Raw genomic sequence first — 19,256 nt, forward strand, 5'->3', positions numbered from 1 at the left:
TTCTTTTCCCCGAGAGAGTTGCTACATGAACGCGCGCACCTGGCTGGAGACGCTGGTCGGTTTCGACACCACCAGCCGAAATTCCAATCTTGCCCTCATCGAGACCGTCCGTGACTGGCTCAAGGGCCAGGGCGTCGAGGCATGGCTGGCGCACAATCCCGAGCGTACCAAGGCCAATCTCTTCGCCACCCTGCCGGCGCAGGACGGCAACCAGCAGGGCGGCATCGTCCTGTCGGGCCATACCGACGTGGTGCCGGTCGACGGCCAGGACTGGAGCACCGACCCGTTCAAGCTGGTCGAGAAAGACGGTCTGCTGTACGGCCGCGGCAGCTGCGACATGAAGGGTTTCATCGCCGGCTCGCTGGCGCTGGTGCCGGAATTCCTGGCGATGCCGCGCAAGAAGCCGATCCACCTGGCGTTCTCCTACGACGAGGAAGTCGGCTGCGCCGGCGCGCCGTACATGCTGGCCGACCTGCACGACCGCGGCATCCGTCCCGAAGGCTGCGTGGTGGGCGAGCCCACCGGCATGCAGGTGGTGGTGGCGCACAAGGGCATCAACCTGTTCCGCTGCAAGGTGCACGGCAAGGCGGCGCACTCGTCGCTGACCCCGCGCGGCTGCAACGCCATCGAATACGCCGCCCGCCTGATCTGCCGCATCCGCGATCTGGCCGACAGCTTCAAGGCCAACGGCCCGTACGACCAGTTCTACGACGTGCCGTTCTCGACCATGACGACCAACCAGATCCGGGGCGGCATCGCGGTCAACACCATTCCCGAACTGTGCGAATTCACCTATGAATTCCGCAACCTGCCGGGCATGCAACCCGACCAGATCCAGGCAGAAGTCGAAAAATACGTGCGCGATGAGCTCCTGCCGCGCATGAAGGCCGAATTCGACGGCGCCAGCATCGAAATCGAGACCGGCGCCGCCGCGCCCGCCCTGGAGGCCTCCGAGGAAGCCGCCATCACCCAGCTGGTGCGCGCCCTGACCGAGGACCGCGCCACCCGCAAGGTCGCCTACGGCACCGAAGCTGGCCTGTTCCAGGGCATCGGCATCCCCACGGTGGTCTGCGGCCCCGGCCACATCGAACAGGCGCACAAGCCCGACGAATTCGTCGCGCTCGACCAGCTGGCCGCCTGCGAAACGTTCCTGCGCCGCATGGGCCAGTCGCTCTGAGGCGACCTGACCAGGGTGACCGGTATGGGCGACCAGCCGGGCCGTCCGCCCGGGACACCCCGGGGGGCGCCCGGCCGGGTCGGGGGCGACCCCCGCCATGGCCGGCGTCAGGTAAAATGACGGGTTGCAAACCGGATTTGCGGCCGGCAGAGGTTGGCCGCGATACCGGGGGAGATGCTTGGTGAAACCTTACGATTTTCCGGATGCCCAGGGCCATTTCGGTCCTTATGGCGGTGTTTTCGTGGCGGAAACGCTGATGCACGCGCTCGACGAGCTGCGCGCCGCCTATGACCACTACCGTACCGATCCCGCCTTCCTGGAAGAGTTCAACTACGAACTCAAGCATTTCGTCGGCCGCCCCAGCCCGGTCTACCACGCCCGCCGCTGGTCGGAAATGCTGGGCGGCGCCCAGATCTGGTTCAAGCGCGAAGACCTGAACCACACCGGCGCGCACAAGGTCAACAACTGCATTGGCCAGGCCCTGCTGGCCAAGCGCATGGGCAAGCCGCGCGTCATCGCCGAGACCGGCGCCGGCCAGCACGGCGTGGCCACGGCCACGGTGGCCGCCCGCTACGGCATGGAATGCGTCGTCTACATGGGCAGCGAAGACGTCCGCCGCCAGGCCTCCAACGTCTACCGCATGAAGCTGCTGGGCGCCACTGTGGTGCCGGTCACGTCCGGTTCGCGCACCCTGAAGGATGCGCTCAACGAAGCCATGCGCGACTGGGTCACCAACATCGAGAACACCTTCTACATCATCGGCACGGTGGCGGGTCCCGACCCCTATCCGCGCATGGTGCGCGACTTCCAGACCGTCATCGGCAATGAATGCCTGACGCAGATGCCCGAGGCCATCGGCCGCCAGCCCGACTACGTCGTGGCCGCGGTCGGCGGCGGTTCCAACGCCATGGGCATCTTCCACCCCTACATTCCGTACGAGAACGTGCGCCTGATCGGCGTCGAAGCCGCCGGCGAGGGCATGGACAGCGGCAAGCATGCCGCGTCGCTGGCCGCCGGCCAGGTCGGCGTGCTGCACGGCAACCGTACCTACGTCATGCAGGATGCCGACGGCCAGGTCCAGGAAACGCACTCGGTCTCGGCCGGCCTGGACTACCCGGGCGTCGGCCCCGAGCACGCCTGGCTCAAGGATACCGGCCGCGCCGAATACGCCGGCATCACCGACGATGAAGCCCTCAAGGCCTTCCACGACTGCTGCCGCATCGAAGGCATCATGCCGGCGCTGGAATCCTCCCATGCCATCGCCCAGGCCGTGAAGATGGCCGCCACGCTGCCGCGCGACGCGGTCATCCTGGTCAATCTGTCGGGCCGTGGCGACAAGGACATGCATACCGTCGCCGAACGCGCCGGTATCGAACTCTGATATGACGACAACCCGCTCTGATCGCATCGCCGCCGCCTTTGCGCGCACCGCCGAATCCGGCCGCGCCGCGGCGCTGATCCCCTACATCGCGGCCGGCGATCCTTCGCCCGCCGCCACCGTTCCCCTGATGCACGCGCTGGTCGAGGCCGGCGCCGACGTCCTGGAACTGGGCGTGCCGTTCTCCGATCCCATGGCCGACGGCCCGGTGATCCAGCGCGCCGCCGACCGCGCCATCGCCCAGGGCGTGGGGCTGAGCCGCGTGCTCGACCTGGTCACCGAATTCCGCCAGCGCGACACGGCCACGCCGGTGGTGCTGATGGGCTACGCCAATCCCATCGAACGCATGGGCCAGGCTGAATTCGCCCGCCGTGCCGAAGCCGCCGGCGTCGACGGCGTCCTGGTGGTCGACTATCCGCCCGAAGAGGTGGTCGAGTTCGCCGAAACCCTCGGCCGCCACGGCATCGCCCCGATCTTCCTGCTGGCGCCGACCTCCACCGAGGATCGCATCCAGGCCGTGGCCAAGGTGGCCCGCGGTTATGTCTACTACGTGTCGCTCAAGGGCGTGACGGGCGCCGGCTCGCTCAACACCGACAACGTGGCCGAGCGCCTGGCCGTGATCCGCCGCCACGTGCGCGACATTCCGGTCGGCGTGGGCTTCGGCATCCGCGACGCCGACAGCGCGCAGCGCGTGGCCGCCGTGGCCGACGCGGTCGTCATCGGCAGCAAACTGATTGAAACCATGGAGCAGGCGGTGGCCAACGCCCCCGCCGCCCAGCAAACCGACGCCGCAGTCGCCGCCGCCAGCGGCTGGCTGCGCACCATCCGGCAGGCGCTGGACCAAGTAAAACGACAGAGCGCGTCGGCCTGAACGGCCTGGCGCGACCTCCTTACGGGATGAACAAACAATGAGCTGGATCGAAAAACTCCTGCCGCCTCGCATCAACAAGACCAGCGACAGCGGCGCCCGCCGCGTGCCGGAAGGCCTGTGGGTGAAATGCCCGTCGTGCGAAACGGTGCTGTACAGCGAAGATCTCGCGGCCAACCTGCACGTTTGCCCCAAGTGCGACCACCACATGCGCATCGGCGCCCGCGCTCGCATCGAGTCGCTGCTCGACCTCGAAGGCCGGGTCGAGATCGGCCAGTCCACGCGGTCGGTGGATACGCTGAAGTTCAAGGACACCCGCAAGTACCCCGAGCGCTTGGCCGAAGCCGTCAAGCAGACGGGCGAGACCGACGCGCTGGTGGTGGTCAGCGGTTCCATCCGCGGCGTGCCCGCCACGCTGGCGTGCTTTGAATTCGAGTTCATGGGCGGTTCCATGGGCTCGGTGGTCGGCGAGCGCTTCGCGCGCGGCGCCCAGGCCGCGCTCGACAACAAGACGCCCTTCATCTGCGTGGCCGCCTCGGGCGGCGCGCGCATGCAGGAAAGCCTGCTGTCGCTGATGCAGATGGCCAAGACCAACGCCATGCTGACGCGCCTGTCGGCGGCCGGCCTGCCGTTCATCAGCGTGCTGACCGATCCCACCATGGGCGGCGTGTCCGCCAGCTTCGCCTTCATGGGCGACGTGGTCATCGCCGAACCGAAGGCCCTGATCGGCTTTGCCGGTCCGCGCGTGATCGAACAGACCGTGCGCGAGAAGCTGCCCGAAGGCTTCCAGCGCGCCGAGTTCCTGCTGCAGAAGGGCGCCATCGACATGGTCGTGGACCGCCGTCAGCTGCGCGAGGAAATCGCCCGCCTGCTGGCGCTGCTGACCAATCAGCCGGCCGACGTCGTCACCGCCGCCTGATCGATCCGCCGCCTCCTGTCCGGGGCAGGCCCACCAGGACGCCGCCGCGCCATCGTGCCGGCGGCGTTTTCACGTGCGCGCGGGCAGGAGCATGACAACAACATTTCGTCCGCCGAGCGGAACAGTGTTTTCCATCGATTATGTTGCCTTATTGCGACATATTGCGAGCCTTCTGGCCCGGTTTTTGCTATGTTCTGTAGTACTCGATGTCACCTGTGATTTTTGCCGGGTGTTCGTGCCAACAAAATACGGAGTTGCTCCCAATGCAGTCGACCAAGAAGAAAATGCTCGTCCGCCTTGTCGGTCTGGCCCTGGCCTGTGGCGCTACCCTTGCCAGCGCGCAGTCGTCTCAAGGCACCCAGGGCGGCGTGAGCCTGCACTACGGTATCGGTGACCACTACCAGCGCCTGACGCTGAACTACGAAACCCCGTCGATCTGGACGTACCAATTCGGCGGCAACTGGGGCCGCCTCGACCTGACGCCGGAATTCGGCGCTTCGTACTGGTGGGCTGACGGCGATCGTTCGCCGAGCAGCGTCTGGCAACTGAACGCCATCCCGATGTTCCGCTGGTGGACCGGCGAGCGTTTCTACCTCGAAGCCGGTATCGGCGCCACCGTGTTCTCGCGCACCCGCTTCGCCGACGAGAACATCAGCACCGCCTTCCAGTTCGGCGACCACGTCGGCATGGGCTTCCTGCTGACGCCGAACAACCGCATCGGCGTGCGCTACTCGCACTTCTCCAACGCCAGCATCAAGCGCCCGAACCCGGGCCTGGACATGGTGCAGCTGACCTACACGTACCAGTTCTGATCGCTGCGCGATCCGGCCTGACAAACGAAAACCCTCGGCGACGAGGGTTTTTTTCGACCACGGTGCGCGCCATGCCCCGGCGATTCGCGGCGTATTTCCAGGCGGGGCATGCCGCCTTTCACCCATTGAGGGTTCGCGAACCGGAGTGATCACGATGACACAGCCCATGGCCGCTCGTCCAACGGCATCCTCGATACTCTATCAAGGCGAGCTCTTCGCCGACTATTTCCAGCTCTACCTGCACGATGAGGGGCATCCCGACCTGCCTGACGATTACACCGATGAGGTGTTGGCCCGCCGCCTCATGGTCGGGCCCTATGCCGTCGTCCTCCAGACAGCGCGCAATATGACCGTGCCGATCCGCGTTGAATGGCACGATCAGCGTCCCGCTCCCGATCTCGATGCCTACCAACACGTTGTCGAGGCCCGGTTCGATTGTCCCTCGGGTCAACTCGTGCTGGCCGGCTTGACGGATTACGCGCCCACCGCGCCGCGACTTCCCGTGACGGTGGGGCCGCTCGGCGTGCGTGCCAGTTTTTCCGGCCTCGACACGCTCGATGAAGATGGCCTGGAAGGAGATGACCGATACGTGATCCAGCTTTGGCCCGGGGCTGGAACCGAAGGTGTGCGCGTTCTGAAGACTTGGCCGGAAGCGCGATGAATGCGCGCTGCGCGAGCTGACCGCCGGCAACTGCCAGCGTTGCTCGCCGGCCCCCGAAGCAGAGGCGGTCGAGCAGGTTGTCGAACGTAGGTGCGTGATCTGAAAAAAAAAGCCCCCATCATTCGATGGGGGCTTTTGCTTGCGCGGCTTGCTTCAGTGGCGGGTTTCGACCTGAACCAGGGGTTCGTTCGAGACCTGCGCCACCGGCTTGCGCTCGCGGCCCAGGCGCACCGGCGTGTGCGCGGCGGCGATGCGCAGCTGCGTCTGCGCGTGGCGCTCAGGGTCGGTTTCCACCCACTGCAGACCGGCGGCGTTGACCACTTCGTGCAGGGCCTGGGCCTTGGCCGACGGAGCCGTTGCCGGCACCACGATGGGCTGGGCGCTGACCGGCGCGGCGGCCACGGGCGCGGCGACCGGCGCCGGAGCGGCAACCGGAGCCGGAGCAGCAACCGGAGCCGGAGCGGCGACCGGTTCGGCCGGCGCGGCGGGGGCCGCCGTCACGATGGGCTCGACGACCGGTTCGGCCGTGGCGGCTTCCACCGGCGCCGTGGCGGGCACGGCGGGCTCGGAGACCTGGCTGGCGGGCTCGACGGCCACCGGCGCGGTCACTTCGGGCGCGGCGGCCTGCACGGGCTGCGGCTCGACCACGGGCTCGGCCGCCGGAGCGGGAGCCTGCTCGGCTTGAACCGGCGCGGCCTCGACCGGCTGGGTCGGGGCTTGCGCCTCGGCCGGGGCCGTTTCGGCTTGCGATGCCACCGGAGCGGCGGCCACCGGCGCGGGCGCGGCGGTCACGTCCGAGGCCGGCTCGCCGGCTTCGTCGTCGATGCCATCTTCCTGCTGCTCGTCGCTGCCAGCCAGGCCGGCTTCGTCCGGGCTGCGGCGGCCACGACGGCTGCGGCGGCGGCGGCGCTTGCGCTCCGGGTCGGCGCCGGCTTCGGCGCCTTCCGCGGCAGGCACGCCATCGGCGGTCTGTTCGACGGCATCGGCCTGCTCGGCCGCGGCGTCGGCGGCGGGCAGCTTGGCTTCAGGCAGCGCTGTGGCGACCGTCTGGGCCAGTGCGGCCACCATGCTTTCCTGATCGCTCATCGGCGCGTCGGCCTGGCCTTCCTCGCGGCGGTTGCGGCCACGGCCGCGACGGCGGTTGCGGCCGGCGCCGGCGTCATCGCCAGCGGCTTCCGGGGCGATGTCGGGACGGTTCGAGGCTTGCGCGGCCTGCACGGCCTGATCGCGGTCGCCACGCTCGTTGCGGTTGTGGCGCTCGCCGCGTTCCTGGCGTTCACCGCGTTCGCCTTCGGGGCGACGGTTGCCGCGGATATGCGGACGGCCGCCTTCGCTGCCCTCGGCGCCTTCGGCGCGGGATTCACCGCGACGGTTGCGGTTGCGGTCGGAACCGTGGCGTTCGCCGCGGCGTTCCTGGCCGTCGTGGCCGCTGCGGCCCTTGCCGCGGGCCGGCGACGCGGCGCGCTTGGCGCCGGTCTCTTCCTGGGCGGCGGGCGCGGCCTTGGCGGGCTCGCTGTTGCCGGTCAGCCAGCCGAACAGGCGCTTGAGCAGGCCGGGGCCGCCCGATTGCGCCGGCGCGGCCGCGGGGGCGGGCGTCGGGGCAGGGGTCGACACGGGAGCCGGCTGCGAGGGCGTGATGCCCTTGACCAGCGCTTCCGGACGGGCCTTGATCTCGCTTTCGCGCGGCTGCCAGGGGGCGTCCGTGGCGGGCGCTTCGACCAGCTCGAAGCTGGTCTTCACTTCTTCCAGGCGCGGATCGTCGTGGCGCAGGCGCTCGATGTGGTGGTGCGGCGTTTCCAGGTGCTTGTTGGGGATCAGCACCAGGTTGACCTTCAGACGGGCTTCCATCTTGGTGATGTCGGCGCGCTTTTCGTTCAGCAGGTAGGTCGCCACGTCGACCGGCACCTGGGCGTGGACCGCCGCGGTGTTTTCCTTCATGGCTTCTTCCTGCAGCAGGCGCAGGACGTGCAGGGCGCTGGATTCGGCGTCGCGGATCACGCCGGTGCCGTTGCAGCGCGGGCAGGTGATGTGCGAGCCTTCGTTCAGGGCCGGACGCAGGCGCTGGCGCGACAGTTCCATCAGGCCGAAGCGCGAGATCTTGCCCATCTGGACGCGGGCGCGGTCGAAATGGAGGGCGTCACGCAGGCGCTGTTCGACGGCGCGCTGGTTCTTGCTGTCTTCCATGTCGATGAAGTCGATGACGATCAGGCCGCCCAGGTCGCGCAAGCGCAGCTGGCGGGCCACTTCGTCGGCGGCTTCCGAGTTGGTCCGCAGGGCGGTTTCCTCGATGTCGGCGCCGCGGGTCGAGCGGGCCGAGTTGACGTCCACGGACACCAGCGCTTCGGTGTGGTCGATGACGATGGCGCCGCCCGAGGGCAGCGTGACCGTGCGCGAGTAGGCCGTTTCGATCTGGTGTTCGATCTGGAAGCGCGAGAACAGCGGGATGTCGTCGCGGTAGCGCTTCACGCGCTGGACGTTGTCCGGCATCACCACGCTCATGAACGCGGTGGCCTGGTCGGCGATCTCGTCCGTGTCGATCAGGATTTCGCCGATCTCGGGCGAGAAGTAATCGCGGATGGCGCGGATGACCAGGCTCGATTCCAGATAGATCAGGATGGGCGCGGAGTTGTCGCGCGCGGCGCCGTCGATGGCGGTCCAGAGCTGCAACAGGTACGACAAGTCCCATTGCAGTTCTTCGACGTTGCGGCCGATGCCGGCGGTGCGGGCGATGATGCTCATGCCCTGGGGCAGCTCGAGCTGCTCCATCGTGTCGCGCAGTTCCTGGCGGTCCTCGCCCTCGACACGGCGCGAAACGCCACCGCCACGGGGGTTGTTGGGCATCAGGACCAGGTAGCGGCCGGCCAGCGAGATGAACGTGGTCAGGGCGGCGCCCTTGTTGCCGCGCTCTTCCTTTTCAACCTGGACGATCAGCTCCTGGCCTTCGCGCAGGGCGTCCTGGATGCGGGCGGTGCGGACGTCGACGCCTTCCTTGAAGAAGCTGCGGGCCACTTCCTTGAAGGGAAGAAAGCCGTGGCGGTCTTCGCCGTAGTTGACGAAGCACGCTTCGAGGCCGGGTTCGATCCGGGTGATGACACCTTTGTAGATGTTGCCTTTGCGTTGTTCGCGGCCGGCAGTCTCGATGTCGAGGTCGATGAGTTTTTGCCCATCGACGATAGCGACGCGTAATTCTTCCTGGTGCGTCGCATTGAACAGCATGCGCTTCATGAGAGGGTTTCTCCGTTGTCATGACGCGCCGATATCGGCGCGTGACCTCGGGCCACTCGGGCTGCGGCTGAAGCGGGCAAGAAGATGCGGACCGTACCTGGGCGGCGCCCAGGCGTATCCGCCGCGGGTCAGGCGGGCACGTCGTGCCGTGGGGCACGGGGTTCTTTCAGCAGGAGGGTCAGCTTCACTGAATGTGGTTTGACGGAAATGTGCTGTGAACGGCAGTTGCGGCCGGATTGGTTGCCGACGCGCAGCTGGTGCTTTAAATATGCGACGATTCTTGCAGTGCTTCAAGCCGCTTGCGGCAGGCAACGGACCTGCTGGGACAGCGGGCAAAATGAATGCCACACCACTATCCGGCAGGGCGCGGTTGCGCCGGCGACCAAATGACCCAGGGGTTGAATGAGCAGGCAGTACAATGGCGGCCCACGCGCTCGACGGAGTTGCGTACTTGAGTTGCATCTCTACGCCAGCGGCTGATTCAGCCCCTTAAGGCTGTCCCGATTATATGTCGCTTTCCGCAATGCGCAAAGAAACTTCCTCCCCTATGGCCACCCCCTCCGTCCGCATGGTGGAAGTGGGCGCCGAACACGCCGGCCAGCGCCTGGATAATTACCTGATGCGCCTGTGCAAGGGCGTCCCCAAAACCCACATCTACAAGGCCATCCGTGGCGGCGAGGTCCGGGTAAACAAGGGACGCATCTCGGTCGACTATCGGGTCGCGGAAGGCGATATGGTCCGCATTCCGCCGCTGCGCCTGCCCGACCCGGGCAAGCCCAAGCCGGTGCCGGCCGCCGAATTCCCGGTGGTGTTCGAGGATGACGCGATGCTGGTGGTGGATAAGCCCGCCGGCGTGGCGGTGCACGGCGGCAGCGGCGTGTCCTTCGGCGTGATCGAGCAACTGCGCGCCGCCCGTCCCGAGGCCAAGTTCCTGGAGCTGGTGCACCGGCTCGACCGCGAGACCTCCGGCCTGCTGATGGTCGCCAAGAAGCGCAGCGCGCTGCTGGCCCTGCACGCCATGCTGCGCGAGGGGCGCAGCGACAAGCACTATTACGCGCTGGTCGAGGGCGACTGGGTCAACGACCGCCAGCACATCAAGCTGTCGCTGTCGAAATGGACCACCCAGTCCGGCGAACGCCGCGTCAAGGTCGATCCCGACGGCCAGACCGCCCACACCATCATCACGCTCAAGCAGCGCTTCGGCCGCTACAGCCTGGTGGACGCGGAACTGCGCACCGGGCGCACCCACCAGATCCGCGTGCACCTGGCGGCCAGCGGCTTTCCCATCGTGGGCGACGACAAGTACGGCCACGACGAGGTCCGCGCCGAGTTCTCGCGCATGGGCTTTGGCCGCATGTTCCTGCATGCCCACCAATTGACCCTGAACCATCCGCTGACGGGCGAGCCGATGACGCTGACCGCCGAATTGCCGCCCGCCTGCCGGAAAATACTGAAACAACTGGAGTCGGTCTGATATGTCGTATTCGCTGGTCGTTTTTGACTGGGACGGAACCCTGATGGATTCCACGCCCAGCATCGTGGCCGCCATCCAGGGCGCCTGTCGCGACCTGGAGCTGCCCGTGCCGTCGGCCTCCGACGCCAGCTGGGTGATCGGGCTGTCGCTGGAAAGCGCGCTGCGCCGCGCCGTGCCGCAGCTGACCCAGGCGATGCTGCCGCGCTTTCTCGAGCGCTACCGCACCCATTACCTGCTGCGCGACCCCGAACTGCGCCTGTTCGAGGGGGTCCCCGAGCTGCTGACGGCGCTGGCCGAGCGCGATGTGCGCCTGGCTGTCGCCACCGGCAAGAGCCGGGTCGGCCTGACCCGCGCCCTGGCCGCGACCGGCCTGGGCCCCATGTTCGACGCCACCCGCACCGCCGACGAGACCTTCAGCAAACCGCATCCGGCCATGCTGCACGAGTTGATGAGCGAGCTGGATGTCGATCCGGCCCGCGTGGTGATGGTGGGCGACACTTCCCACGACATGCAGATGGCCACCAACGCCGGCGTGCACGGCCTGGGCGTGACCTACGGCGCGCATACCCTGAAGGAACTTGAGGGTTGCGGCCCGCAGGCGGTGCTGGAAAGCGTGCCGCTGGTGCGCGAATGGCTGCTCAGCCGGGCCCTGGCCGCCGCCTGACGGCCGAGGCGTCGGTCCCGCCGGGAACGCCCGGCGGGTGGGGCGGTCTATTGCTGATCGCCGTCGGCCAGTCCGGCGGAATATCATGGGGTCGCGAAACGTCCACGGTTTGAGCGGGGCGGCAGCGACGCGAATCCACGCGCCGGCCCCCAGGAGAATCCCCATGTTGATACGCAGGCCCGATGACATCGTTCCGTCCGACATCACTACCGAGGCGGTCTGGCGCTCGCGCCGCGACCTGATCCTGCGCGCGGGCGTGGCGGCGGCGGGGCTGGGGCTGTCCGGCTGGGCGGCGCGCAGCGCCTTCGCCCAGGGCGCGGCTGCCGGCGGCCTGGCGGGCCAGCCCAACGCGGCATTCAGCGTCATGGACAAGCAGACGTCCTTCGCTGATATCACGTCCTACAACAACTACTACGAATTCGGCGTCGACAAGGGCGAGCCCGCGTCCAACGCCGGCAAGCTGCAGACCCGTCCGTGGACGGTCAGCGTCGAGGGCGAGGTCGGCAAGCCGCGCACCTTCGACATCGACGAGCTGCTCAAGCTGGCGCCCATGGAAGAGCGCGTGTACCGGCTGCGCTGCGTCGAGGGATGGTCCATGGTCATCCCGTGGGTCGGCTACTCGCTGTCGGCGCTGCTCAAGCAGGTCGAGCCCACCGGCAATGCCAAGTACGTGGAATTCGTGACCGCCGTGCAGCGCGAGAACATGCCGGGCGTGCGCGCCGCCATCCTCGACTGGCCCTATGTCGAGGGCCTGCGCATCGACGAGGCCATGCATCCGCTGGCCATGCTGGTGTTCGGCGTCTACGGCAAGGTGCTGCCCAACCAGAACGGCGCGCCGTTGCGGCTGGCCGTGCCCTGGAAGTACGGCTTCAAGTCGGGCAAGTCGCTGGTCAAGATCCGCCTGGTGGAAAAGCAGCCGGTGTCCTCGTGGATCAAGGCCGCGCCGCAGGAATACGGCTTCTATGCCAACGTCAATCCGACCGTGCCGCATCCGCGCTGGAGCCAGGCGACCGAGCGCCGCATCGGCGAGGACGGCCTGTTCACGCCCAAGCGCAAGACCCTGATGTTCAACGGTTACGCCGATCAGGTCGCGTCGCTCTACCAGGGCATGGATCTGAAGGCCAACTATTGAAGCCGCCCGTGGCTGATGGCGCCGCCGTGGCCGCGCCGCGCAAGCCGCAGTGGTCGGCGCGCGCGGTGGGGCGCTTCAAGCCCTGGCTGTTCCTGTTGGGCCTGGCGCCGTTCGCGCGCTGGATCTGGCTGGGCTTCACCGATGGGCTGACCGCCAACCCGGTGGAATTCCTGACCCGCTCGTCGGGCACCTGGACGCTGGTGTGCCTGCTTGTGACGCTGGCGATTACGCCGCTGCGGCGCCTGACCGGCCAGCCGGCCCTGGTGCGCCTGCGCCGCATGTGCGGCCTGTTCGCGTTCTTCTACGGCGCCATGCATTTCATGGCCTGGGTCTGGTGGGATCGCGGCTTCGATCCGGCCGCCATGCTGCAGGACATCGGCGAGCGGCCCTTCATTACCGTGGGGTTCGCCGCTTTCGTGCTGATGACGGCGCTGGCGGCCACCTCGACTCAGTGGGCCATGCGCAAGCTGGGCAGGCGCTGGCAGCAGCTGCACCGCGCCATCTATCTGATCGGCCTGCTGGCAGTGCTGCACTACTGGTGGCACAAGGCCGGCAAGAACGACCTGTCGCAGCCGATCCTGTACGCCGCGGCGCTGGCGCTGCTGCTGGGCTGGCGGCTGGCCGCCTGGTGGCGCCGCCGCCCGGGTTGAGCGGCGCGCGCCGTCCGGCTACAGCATGGCCAGCAGGATCGCCGCCGTCTCGGCGTCGGGCTGACCGTCGTGGAGGGCGGGGCGGTAGTGCATCTGGAAGGCCGCCAGCACATTGATGGTGGCGCGATCCAGTGTGCCGTTCTGCGGCGTGGTGTAGCCCAGCCGCTGCAACTGTTGCTGGAACCAGGCGACGTCGGGCGTGCCCTGCGCCTGCAGGCGCGCCAGGTGCGCGGCGGCGCCGGCTTCGTCGTACCAGCGGCCGATGCCGGCCGCGGCCAATTGCTTCCAGGGGAACAGCGGGCCCGGATCGACCTTGCGCTGGGGCGCGATGTCGCTGTGGCCCACCACGTTCTCGGGCGTGATGCCGTTGCGCTGGATGATGTCGCGCAACAGGATGGTCAGGGCGCGGATCTGGCGGTCGCCGTAGGCATGCCATTGCGGCTTGCCGTCGGTGCCGTCGGTCCACCCCGGGTTGACGATCTCGATGCCGATCGAGGTGCTGTTCATGGCGTTCAGGCCATACCAGGCGCTTTCGCCGGCGTGCCAGGCGGCGCGGGTTTCATCGACCAGCCGGTGGGCGCGCCCGGAGGTATCGATCAGGTAGTGGGCGCTGACCTTGCCCTGCGACAGCAGCTTCATCGATACGGCGTCGTCGGTCGAGGTGTAGTGCACCACGACGAAACGCACCCGGCTGCTCTGGCTGACCGCGGTGACCGAGGTGTCCAGGTTCAGGCCGGCGGGGCCGCGCTGGGCGCAACCGGCCAGGGCCGCGAGGGCCAGGAATACGGCGGCAATTCGGATCATGGTCAGCGCGCCAGGTACAGGAACAGGGTGGGCATCTTGTCCAGCTGCGGGGCGGGCTGCTTTTTCCAGTCGGCGATGGTGCGCGTGGCGATCCATTCGTCGGCGGTGGTCAGCGCGCGGGCCACGCACAGCTTGGTGTCGCCCTTCAGGCTGGCCAGCAGCGTCGCGAACATGGCGGCGTTGCGGTAGGGGGTTTCGATCAGCAGTTGCGTCTGGTTGTGCCGGGCGGAGTGCTGTTCCCAGGCCTTGAGCTGTTTGGCGCGCTCGCTGGCGTCCACGGGGGCGTAGCCGTGGAAGGCGAAGCGCTGGCCGTCCAGGCCGCTGGCCATCAGGCCCAGCAGGATGGAGGAGGGGCCGACCCAGGGCTTGACGGTGATGCCCAACCGGTGGGCGGCGTCCACCACCTTGGCGCCAGGGTCGGCGACCGCCGGGCAGCCGGCTTCGGACACCAGGCCGATGTCGGCGCCGCGGCGCACTGGCTCGAGCCAGGCGCCGATCTCGGCGGCGTCGGTCTTGTCGCTGAGCGTGTGGATGGTGATTTCCTGCAGCGGCCGGGTGGTGCCCACCAGCTTGAGGAAGGCGCGCGCCGTCTTGGCGTTCTCGGCGATGTAGGTGTCCAGGCTGCCGGCCCGGGCGCGCGCGTCGGCGGGCAGCCAGCTTTCCGGGGCGGCCTCGCCCAGCCCCACGGGGATCAGGTGCAGCGAGCCGCTCATGCGGGCGCTCCCGGCGCCGCCAGCGGGTCGAGCCCGAACCCGGCCAGCATGGTGGTCAGGGCGATTAGCGGCAGGCCGATGATGGCGGTCGGATCGTCGCTCTGGATGCTTTCCATCAGGGCGATGCCCAGGCTTTCCGCCTTGGCGCTGCCTGCGGTATCGTAGGGTTCCTCTGCGCGCAGATAGGCGTCAATGGCCTGGTCGGACAGGCGCCGGAAGCGGCAGCGCGTGACGATGTCGGCTTTTTCCACCCGTTGACCGTCCGTGACCGCCAACGCGCTGTGAAATTCCACCATCTGCCCGGAAAGTGCCCGCAATTGTGCCTGGGCGCGCGAAAAGTCGCCAGGCTTGCCGATGGGTTGGCCGTCCACGGTCGCCACCTGATCCGAGCCGATCACGATGCTGCCCGGATGCGCGGACGCCACCACCATGGCCTTGGCGACCGACAGGCGCAGCGCCAGCGCTTCGGGGGATTCGCCCGGTTGTGGCGTTTCGTCCACATCCGGCGAAATGGCGGTAAAGGGCAGGCGCAGGCGGCTGAGCAGTTCTTTGCGGTAGCGCGAGCTGGAAGCGAGGATCAGGCTGGGTTGTGAGGGCATGCGATATTTGACGCTGGGACGTAAGTCACAGTATTATCTAACGTTTTGCGGCATTTTTGCAGGGCAGCATGACTTTTGGGCGGGGCGCAACCCCGGCGCGAGTCATCGGTTTGGCGCCCTGGGATGGCCGCGAATGCACGGGATGAGCAGGTTGTGCGCGATGCGCATGCCCGGCGGTCTTGTGCGAAAGGACAGAACATCAAGCCCATCGACGCATTCGCATTCGCCCATTCGGGCAAGGAAGCGCAAGGCACCATACCTCTTGTGCGGTTGACGCGCGCGGTTGACGGACTTCCCGAGCAACCGGCGGGTGAGGCCGGCCTCGTGACGTGGTCCGTGCGCGGCGAGATGGGCAAGGCCGGGTTGCTGCAAGGTCAGCCGCTCCTGCACATTCATGTGCGGGCGAATCCGGTCGTGGTGTGCCAGCGGTGCAATGAGCCGTTCGCCTATCCGGTGGACAGCGAGGTCCTGCTGCAACTGGTCAAGTCCGAAGCCGACCTCGACGACGGCTTTGCCTCCGGCGGTCACGCCGCGGGTTTCGACGACGAGGATGAGGACGGCGAGGAAGCAGGAAACGCAGGAAAAGGTTTTGTGTCCAACCAGCCTGAAAAGGTGGTGGGTTCGCATCATTTCGATCTGTTGGCCCAGATCGAAGATGAGCTCATTCTGAGCGTTCCGTATGTGCCCAAGCATGATGTATGCCCGGGCGCGCAGGCCAAGGACAGCGAAGCTCCCCAAGAGCCCGTTGTCAAGCGTCCGTCGCCGTTTGCGGTGCTGGAACAACTGAAGCACAAAGATTGAGATCAACATCGGGCCGCATCGCGTACAATGCGCCCCGTTTCTAGGAGTCATCATGGCTGTTCAACAAAACAAGAAGTCCCCGTCCAAGCGCGGTATGCACCGCTCGCACGATTTTCTGGTGAATCCGTCGACGGCTATCGAACCGACCACGGGCGAAACGCACCTGCGTCACCACATCAGCCCCAACGGCTTCTACCGTGGCCGCAAGGTCCTGAAGACCAAGGCCGACGAATAAGGCCCCCGGGCCGAACTCGTACTCGGACCAATTCGGCTGAGCGCTGATACCTGGCACCCGTGATACGCATCGCCATAGACTGTATGGGCGGAGACTTCGGTCTGCCCGTCACGATTCCGGCTGCGATCGAGTTCGCCCGGCAATTTCCGGACACCCGGCTATTGCTGGTCGGGCTTCCCGACGCCATCGAAGCGGCGCTCTCCGAGCACCGCGGCGTCGAGCGTGATCGCTTCGAGATCGTGGCGGCTTCCGAAGTCGTCACCATGGACGACCCGGTCGAGGTCGCCCTGCGCCGCAAAAAAGACTCCTCCATGCGCCTGGCCGCCCAGTCCGTCAAGGACGGGAATGCCGACGCCTGCATTTCCGCCGGCAACACCGGCGCGTGGATGGCCATTTCACGCTATGTGCTCAAGACGCTGGACGGCATTGACCGGCCGGCGATCGCCACGTCCATTCCGAACCAGACGGGCCGCGCCACCACGGTGCTGGACCTGGGCGCGAATGTGGACTGCACGGCCGAGCACCTGCTGCAATTCGCCATCATGGGCGCCGCGCTGTCGCAGGCGGTGGACCATCGCGACAACCCCACCGTGGGCTTGCTCAACATCGGCGAAGAGGTCATCAAGGGCAACGAGGTCGTCAAGGAAGCCGCCGAGCTTCTGCGCGCCAGTCCCCTGAACTTCTACGGCAACGTGGAAGGCAATGACATTTTCAAGGGTACGGTCGACGTCGTCGTCTGCGACGGTTTCGTCGGCAACGTCGTGCTCAAGTCCGTGGAAGGCCTGGCCAAGATGTTGTCCAGCGTCATCCGCGAAGAGTTCAAACGCAACCTGATCACGCTGCTGGCCGGCGCCGTGGCCAAGCCGGTGCTGAACCGCTTGCGCAATCGCGTCGACAACCGCCGCTACAACGGCGCGGCGTTGCTGGGCCTGCGTGGCGTGGTCATCAAGAGCCACGGCTCGGCTGATGTCTACGCCTTCGGGTTCGCGCTGCAACGGGCGCGCGAAGCCGTCGTGAGTAAACTGCTGGAGCGCACCGCACAGACGGTCGCGCAGCTCAACCAGCGCGTCCAGTCTGCCTCGGGTGCTCCGGCGCTCGAGCCGGGCGCGGCTGGAGACACCGCTTGATGGATACCGCAATGAAATATTCCGTGATCGCGGGCACCGGCAGCTTCCTGCCGGAACGCGTGGTTTCGAATGACGCCCTGGCCGCGGAGCTGGCGACGCGCGATATCGCCACCTCCGACGAGTGGATCGTCGAGCGCACGGGCATCCGCCAGCGCCACCTCGCCGAACGCGGCGTCACCACCAGCCAGCTGGCGACCGAGGCCTCGCGCCGCGCGCTGGCCGATGCGGGTGTCGATGCCTCCGAGGTCGACCTGATCGTGCTGGCTACGTCCACGCCCGATTTCGTGTTTCCCAGCACCGCCTGCCTGGTGCAGGCCAACCTGGGCGCCAAGGGGTCTGCCGCCTTCGACGTGCAGGCCGTGTGCAGCGGCTTCGTCTATGCCCTGACCACCGCCGACAGCTTCATCCGCGCCGGCCGCGCGCGTTGCGCCCTGGTGATCGGCGCCGAAGTGTTCTCGCGCATCCTCGACTGGAACGACCGCAGCACCTGCGTGCTGTTCGGCGACGGCGCCGGCGCGGTGGTGCTCAAGGCCTCCGACAAGCCCGGCATCCTGGCCGCCCAGCTGCATGCCGACGGCAGCCAGATGAAGATCCTCAGCGCCGCGGGCAACGTGGCCTATGGCGACGTCACCGGCGATCCGTTCCTGCGCATGGACGGCCAGGCGGTGTTCAAGCAGGCCGTCACGGTGCTGGACCGCTCCGCCCGCAACACCTGCGCCGAAGCCGGCGTCGACATCAGTGAAGTCGATTGGCTGGTGCCGCATCAGGCCAACGTCCGCATCCTGAATTTCCTGGCGCGCAAGCTTGCCGTGCCGGTCGAGAAGGTTGTCATCACCGTCGACAGCCATGCCAATACCTCCGCTGCCAGCGTGCCGCTGGCGCTTGACGCCGCGCGCCGCGATGGCCGCGTCAAGCCGGGCCAGCTCGTGCTGATGCAGGGCGTGGGCGGCGGATTCACCTGGGGTTCGGTACTGGCCCGCATGTAAGGGCGTGTCCGGCCGGGACGCGGATTGCCGCGCCCGCCCGGATGCCGCGTCCGACATTCCACAGACTCAGAATCACTCCACACGGTCGAACATGAAAATCGCTTTTGTCTTTCCTGGCCAGGGTTCGCAGGCCGTCGGCATGCTGGATGCCTGGGCCGGCGTCGCCGCCGTGACCGATACCGTGGCGCGCGCCTCGCAGGCGCTGGGCCAGGACCTGGGCGCGCTGATCGCGCAGGGCCCCATCGAACAGCTCAACCTGACCACCAACACCCAGCCCGCCATGCTGACGGCCGGCGTCGCGTTCTTCGCGGCCTGGCGCGCGGCGGGTGGCCGCAATCCCGACGTCGTCGCCGGCCACAGCCTGGGCGAATACGCCGCGCTGACGGCCGCCGGCTCGTTGGCGCTGGAAGACGCCGTGCGCCTGGTGCGCGTGCGCGCCGACGCCATGCAGGCCGCGGTGCCTGTCGGCACGGGCGCCATGGCCGCCATTCTCGGCCTGGACGATGATGCCGTGCGCGCCGCGTGTGCCGGGGCAGCCCAGGGCGAAGTGGTCGAAGCCGTCAACTTCAACGCGCCGGCGCAGGTCGTGATCGCCGGCCACAAGGGCGCCGTCGAACGTGCCTGCGAACTGGCCAAGGCCGCGGGCGCCAAGCGCGCGCTGCTGCTGCCGGTGTCCGCGCCGTTCCACTCCAGCCTGCTCAAGCCCGCCGCCGACGTGCTGGCGGGCGCGCTGGCCGCGGTCAACGTGGCGGCGCCGCAGATCCCGGTCATCAACAACGTCGATGTCGCCTCGCCGACGGAACCCGGGGCAATCCGGGATGCGCTGGTGCGCCAGGCATGGCATCCTGTGCGTTGGGTCGAGACGCTGCGCGCCATGAAGGCGCAGGGCGTGACTCACGTCATCGAGTGCGGGCCGGGCAAGGTGCTGGCCGGCCTGACCAAACGCATCGACCCCGAGCTCACCGGCCTGGCCATCACGGATCCGGCCTCGCTTGAGGCCGCGCTGGCCGCGGTCAACGGAAATTAAGACC

19 protein-coding genes are annotated in these 19,256 nt (G+C 67.6%); 15 read left to right on the top strand and 4 right to left on the bottom strand.

Translation table 11 applies throughout. From position 1 onward, the window contains the following. Positions 1-25 precede the first annotated feature (25 nt). From argE to AOZ53_RS03025, 6 genes are all read left to right on the top strand, one after another. Entirely contained in the window at positions 26-1,177 is a 1,152-nt protein-coding gene (gene argE / locus AOZ53_RS03000) for an acetylornithine deacetylase (protein WP_054429605.1), read from the top strand. A 181-nt stretch (positions 1,178-1,358) separates the two neighbouring features. Then, the gene (gene trpB, locus AOZ53_RS03005; protein ID WP_054429702.1) at positions 1,359-2,558 is read left to right on the top strand and encodes a tryptophan synthase subunit beta; all 1,200 of its coding nucleotides are present in this window, start codon (positions 1,359-1,361) and stop codon (positions 2,556-2,558) included. A gap of 1 nt (position 2,559) precedes the next feature. Next, positions 2,560-3,426 carry a tryptophan synthase subunit alpha gene (trpA, locus tag AOZ53_RS03010; RefSeq protein WP_054429604.1) on the top strand — a complete coding sequence of 289 codons (867 nt, stop codon included), beginning with the start codon at positions 2,560-2,562 and terminating at the stop codon, positions 3,424-3,426. 37 nt (positions 3,427-3,463) lie between these two features. Then, complete coding sequence (accD, locus tag AOZ53_RS03015; protein ID WP_054429603.1) at positions 3,464-4,342, top strand: acetyl-CoA carboxylase, carboxyltransferase subunit beta; 879 nt, start codon at positions 3,464-3,466, stop codon at positions 4,340-4,342. 263 nt (positions 4,343-4,605) lie between these two features. Further along, on the top strand, positions 4,606-5,154 hold the full coding sequence (locus AOZ53_RS03020) for an acyloxyacyl hydrolase (protein ID WP_054429602.1): 549 nt from the start codon (positions 4,606-4,608) through the stop codon (positions 5,152-5,154). Positions 5,155-5,308: 154 nt separating this feature from the next. Further along, on the top strand, positions 5,309-5,815 hold the full coding sequence (locus tag AOZ53_RS03025; RefSeq protein ID WP_082380376.1) for a hypothetical protein: 507 nt from the start codon (positions 5,309-5,311) through the stop codon (positions 5,813-5,815). 153 nt (positions 5,816-5,968) lie between these two features. Here AOZ53_RS03025 and AOZ53_RS03030 read toward each other — a convergent pair whose 3' ends face one another. After that, positions 5,969-9,040, bottom strand: a complete 3,072-nt coding sequence (locus AOZ53_RS03030; protein ID WP_054486811.1) for an Rne/Rng family ribonuclease — start codon at positions 9,038-9,040, stop codon at positions 5,969-5,971. Positions 9,041-9,548: 508 nt separating this feature from the next. On the opposite strand from AOZ53_RS03030, the gene AOZ53_RS03035 reads away from it, so the two are divergent. The 4 genes from AOZ53_RS03035 (at position 9,549) to msrQ (ending at position 12,960) form a co-directional block, all read left to right on the top strand. After that, positions 9,549-10,514 (top strand): RluA family pseudouridine synthase, encoded by a 966-nt coding sequence (locus AOZ53_RS03035; protein ID WP_100505113.1) that lies wholly within the window; start codon positions 9,549-9,551, stop codon positions 10,512-10,514. A gap of 1 nt (position 10,515) precedes the next feature. Further along, a complete protein-coding gene (locus AOZ53_RS03040; RefSeq protein ID WP_054486813.1) occupies positions 10,516-11,178 on the top strand; it encodes an HAD family hydrolase in 663 nt (220 codons plus the stop codon). Positions 11,179-11,341: 163 nt separating this feature from the next. Next, positions 11,342-12,310, top strand: coding sequence for a protein-methionine-sulfoxide reductase catalytic subunit MsrP (gene msrP, locus AOZ53_RS03045; protein ID WP_054429599.1), 969 nt, complete (start codon positions 11,342-11,344; stop codon positions 12,308-12,310). Beyond that, positions 12,307-12,960 (top strand): protein-methionine-sulfoxide reductase heme-binding subunit MsrQ, encoded by a 654-nt coding sequence (msrQ, locus tag AOZ53_RS03050; protein WP_054429598.1) that lies wholly within the window; start codon positions 12,307-12,309, stop codon positions 12,958-12,960. The genes msrP and msrQ overlap by 4 nt, the downstream gene beginning before the upstream one ends. 18 nt (positions 12,961-12,978) lie before the next feature. Here msrQ and AOZ53_RS03055 read toward each other — a convergent pair whose 3' ends face one another. From AOZ53_RS03055 to AOZ53_RS03065, 3 genes are read right to left on the bottom strand one after another with little or no spacing between them, the layout of a single operon-like run. Next, positions 12,979-13,770 carry an N-acetylmuramoyl-L-alanine amidase gene (locus AOZ53_RS03055; protein ID WP_369816780.1) on the bottom strand — a complete coding sequence of 264 codons (792 nt, stop codon included), beginning with the start codon at positions 13,768-13,770 and terminating at the stop codon, positions 12,979-12,981. After that, positions 13,767-14,477: an SAM-dependent methyltransferase gene (locus AOZ53_RS03060; RefSeq protein ID WP_054429596.1), complete on the bottom strand. Its 711-nt coding sequence runs from the start codon at positions 14,475-14,477 to the stop codon at positions 13,767-13,769. Before AOZ53_RS03060 ends, AOZ53_RS03055 begins: the two co-directional genes overlap by 4 nt. Further along, positions 14,474-15,076 (bottom strand): Maf-like protein, encoded by a 603-nt coding sequence (locus AOZ53_RS03065; protein WP_054429595.1) that lies wholly within the window; start codon positions 15,074-15,076, stop codon positions 14,474-14,476. The genes AOZ53_RS03060 and AOZ53_RS03065 overlap by 4 nt, the downstream gene beginning before the upstream one ends. Positions 15,077-15,199: 123 nt before the next feature. Here AOZ53_RS03065 and AOZ53_RS03070 point away from each other — a divergent pair, with 123 nt between their 5' ends. The 5 genes from AOZ53_RS03070 (at position 15,200) to fabD (ending at position 19,252) form a co-directional block, all read left to right on the top strand. Further along, positions 15,200-15,877: a YceD family protein gene (locus AOZ53_RS03070; RefSeq protein ID WP_231690288.1), complete on the top strand. Its 678-nt coding sequence runs from the start codon at positions 15,200-15,202 to the stop codon at positions 15,875-15,877. 52 nt (positions 15,878-15,929) lie between these two features. Then, positions 15,930-16,112, top strand: coding sequence for a 50S ribosomal protein L32 (gene rpmF / locus AOZ53_RS03075; RefSeq protein WP_006389284.1), 183 nt, complete (start codon positions 15,930-15,932; stop codon positions 16,110-16,112). Positions 16,113-16,171: 59 nt separating this feature from the next. Further along, positions 16,172-17,239 carry a phosphate acyltransferase PlsX gene (gene plsX / locus AOZ53_RS03080; RefSeq protein WP_054429593.1) on the top strand — a complete coding sequence of 356 codons (1,068 nt, stop codon included), beginning with the start codon at positions 16,172-16,174 and terminating at the stop codon, positions 17,237-17,239. Then, on the top strand, positions 17,239-18,225 hold the full coding sequence (locus AOZ53_RS03085) for a beta-ketoacyl-ACP synthase III (RefSeq protein WP_054486816.1): 987 nt from the start codon (positions 17,239-17,241) through the stop codon (positions 18,223-18,225). The genes plsX and AOZ53_RS03085 overlap by 1 nt, the downstream gene beginning before the upstream one ends. A gap of 91 nt (positions 18,226-18,316) precedes the next feature. Beyond that, on the top strand, positions 18,317-19,252 hold the full coding sequence (gene fabD / locus AOZ53_RS03090; RefSeq protein ID WP_054486818.1) for an ACP S-malonyltransferase: 936 nt from the start codon (positions 18,317-18,319) through the stop codon (positions 19,250-19,252). The last annotated feature ends 4 nt before the right edge of the window (positions 19,253-19,256 follow it).

Source organism: Achromobacter sp. 2789STDY5608621 (genome assembly GCF_001299375.1).
Classification (GTDB): domain Bacteria; phylum Pseudomonadota; class Gammaproteobacteria; order Burkholderiales; family Burkholderiaceae_B; genus Achromobacter; species Achromobacter insuavis.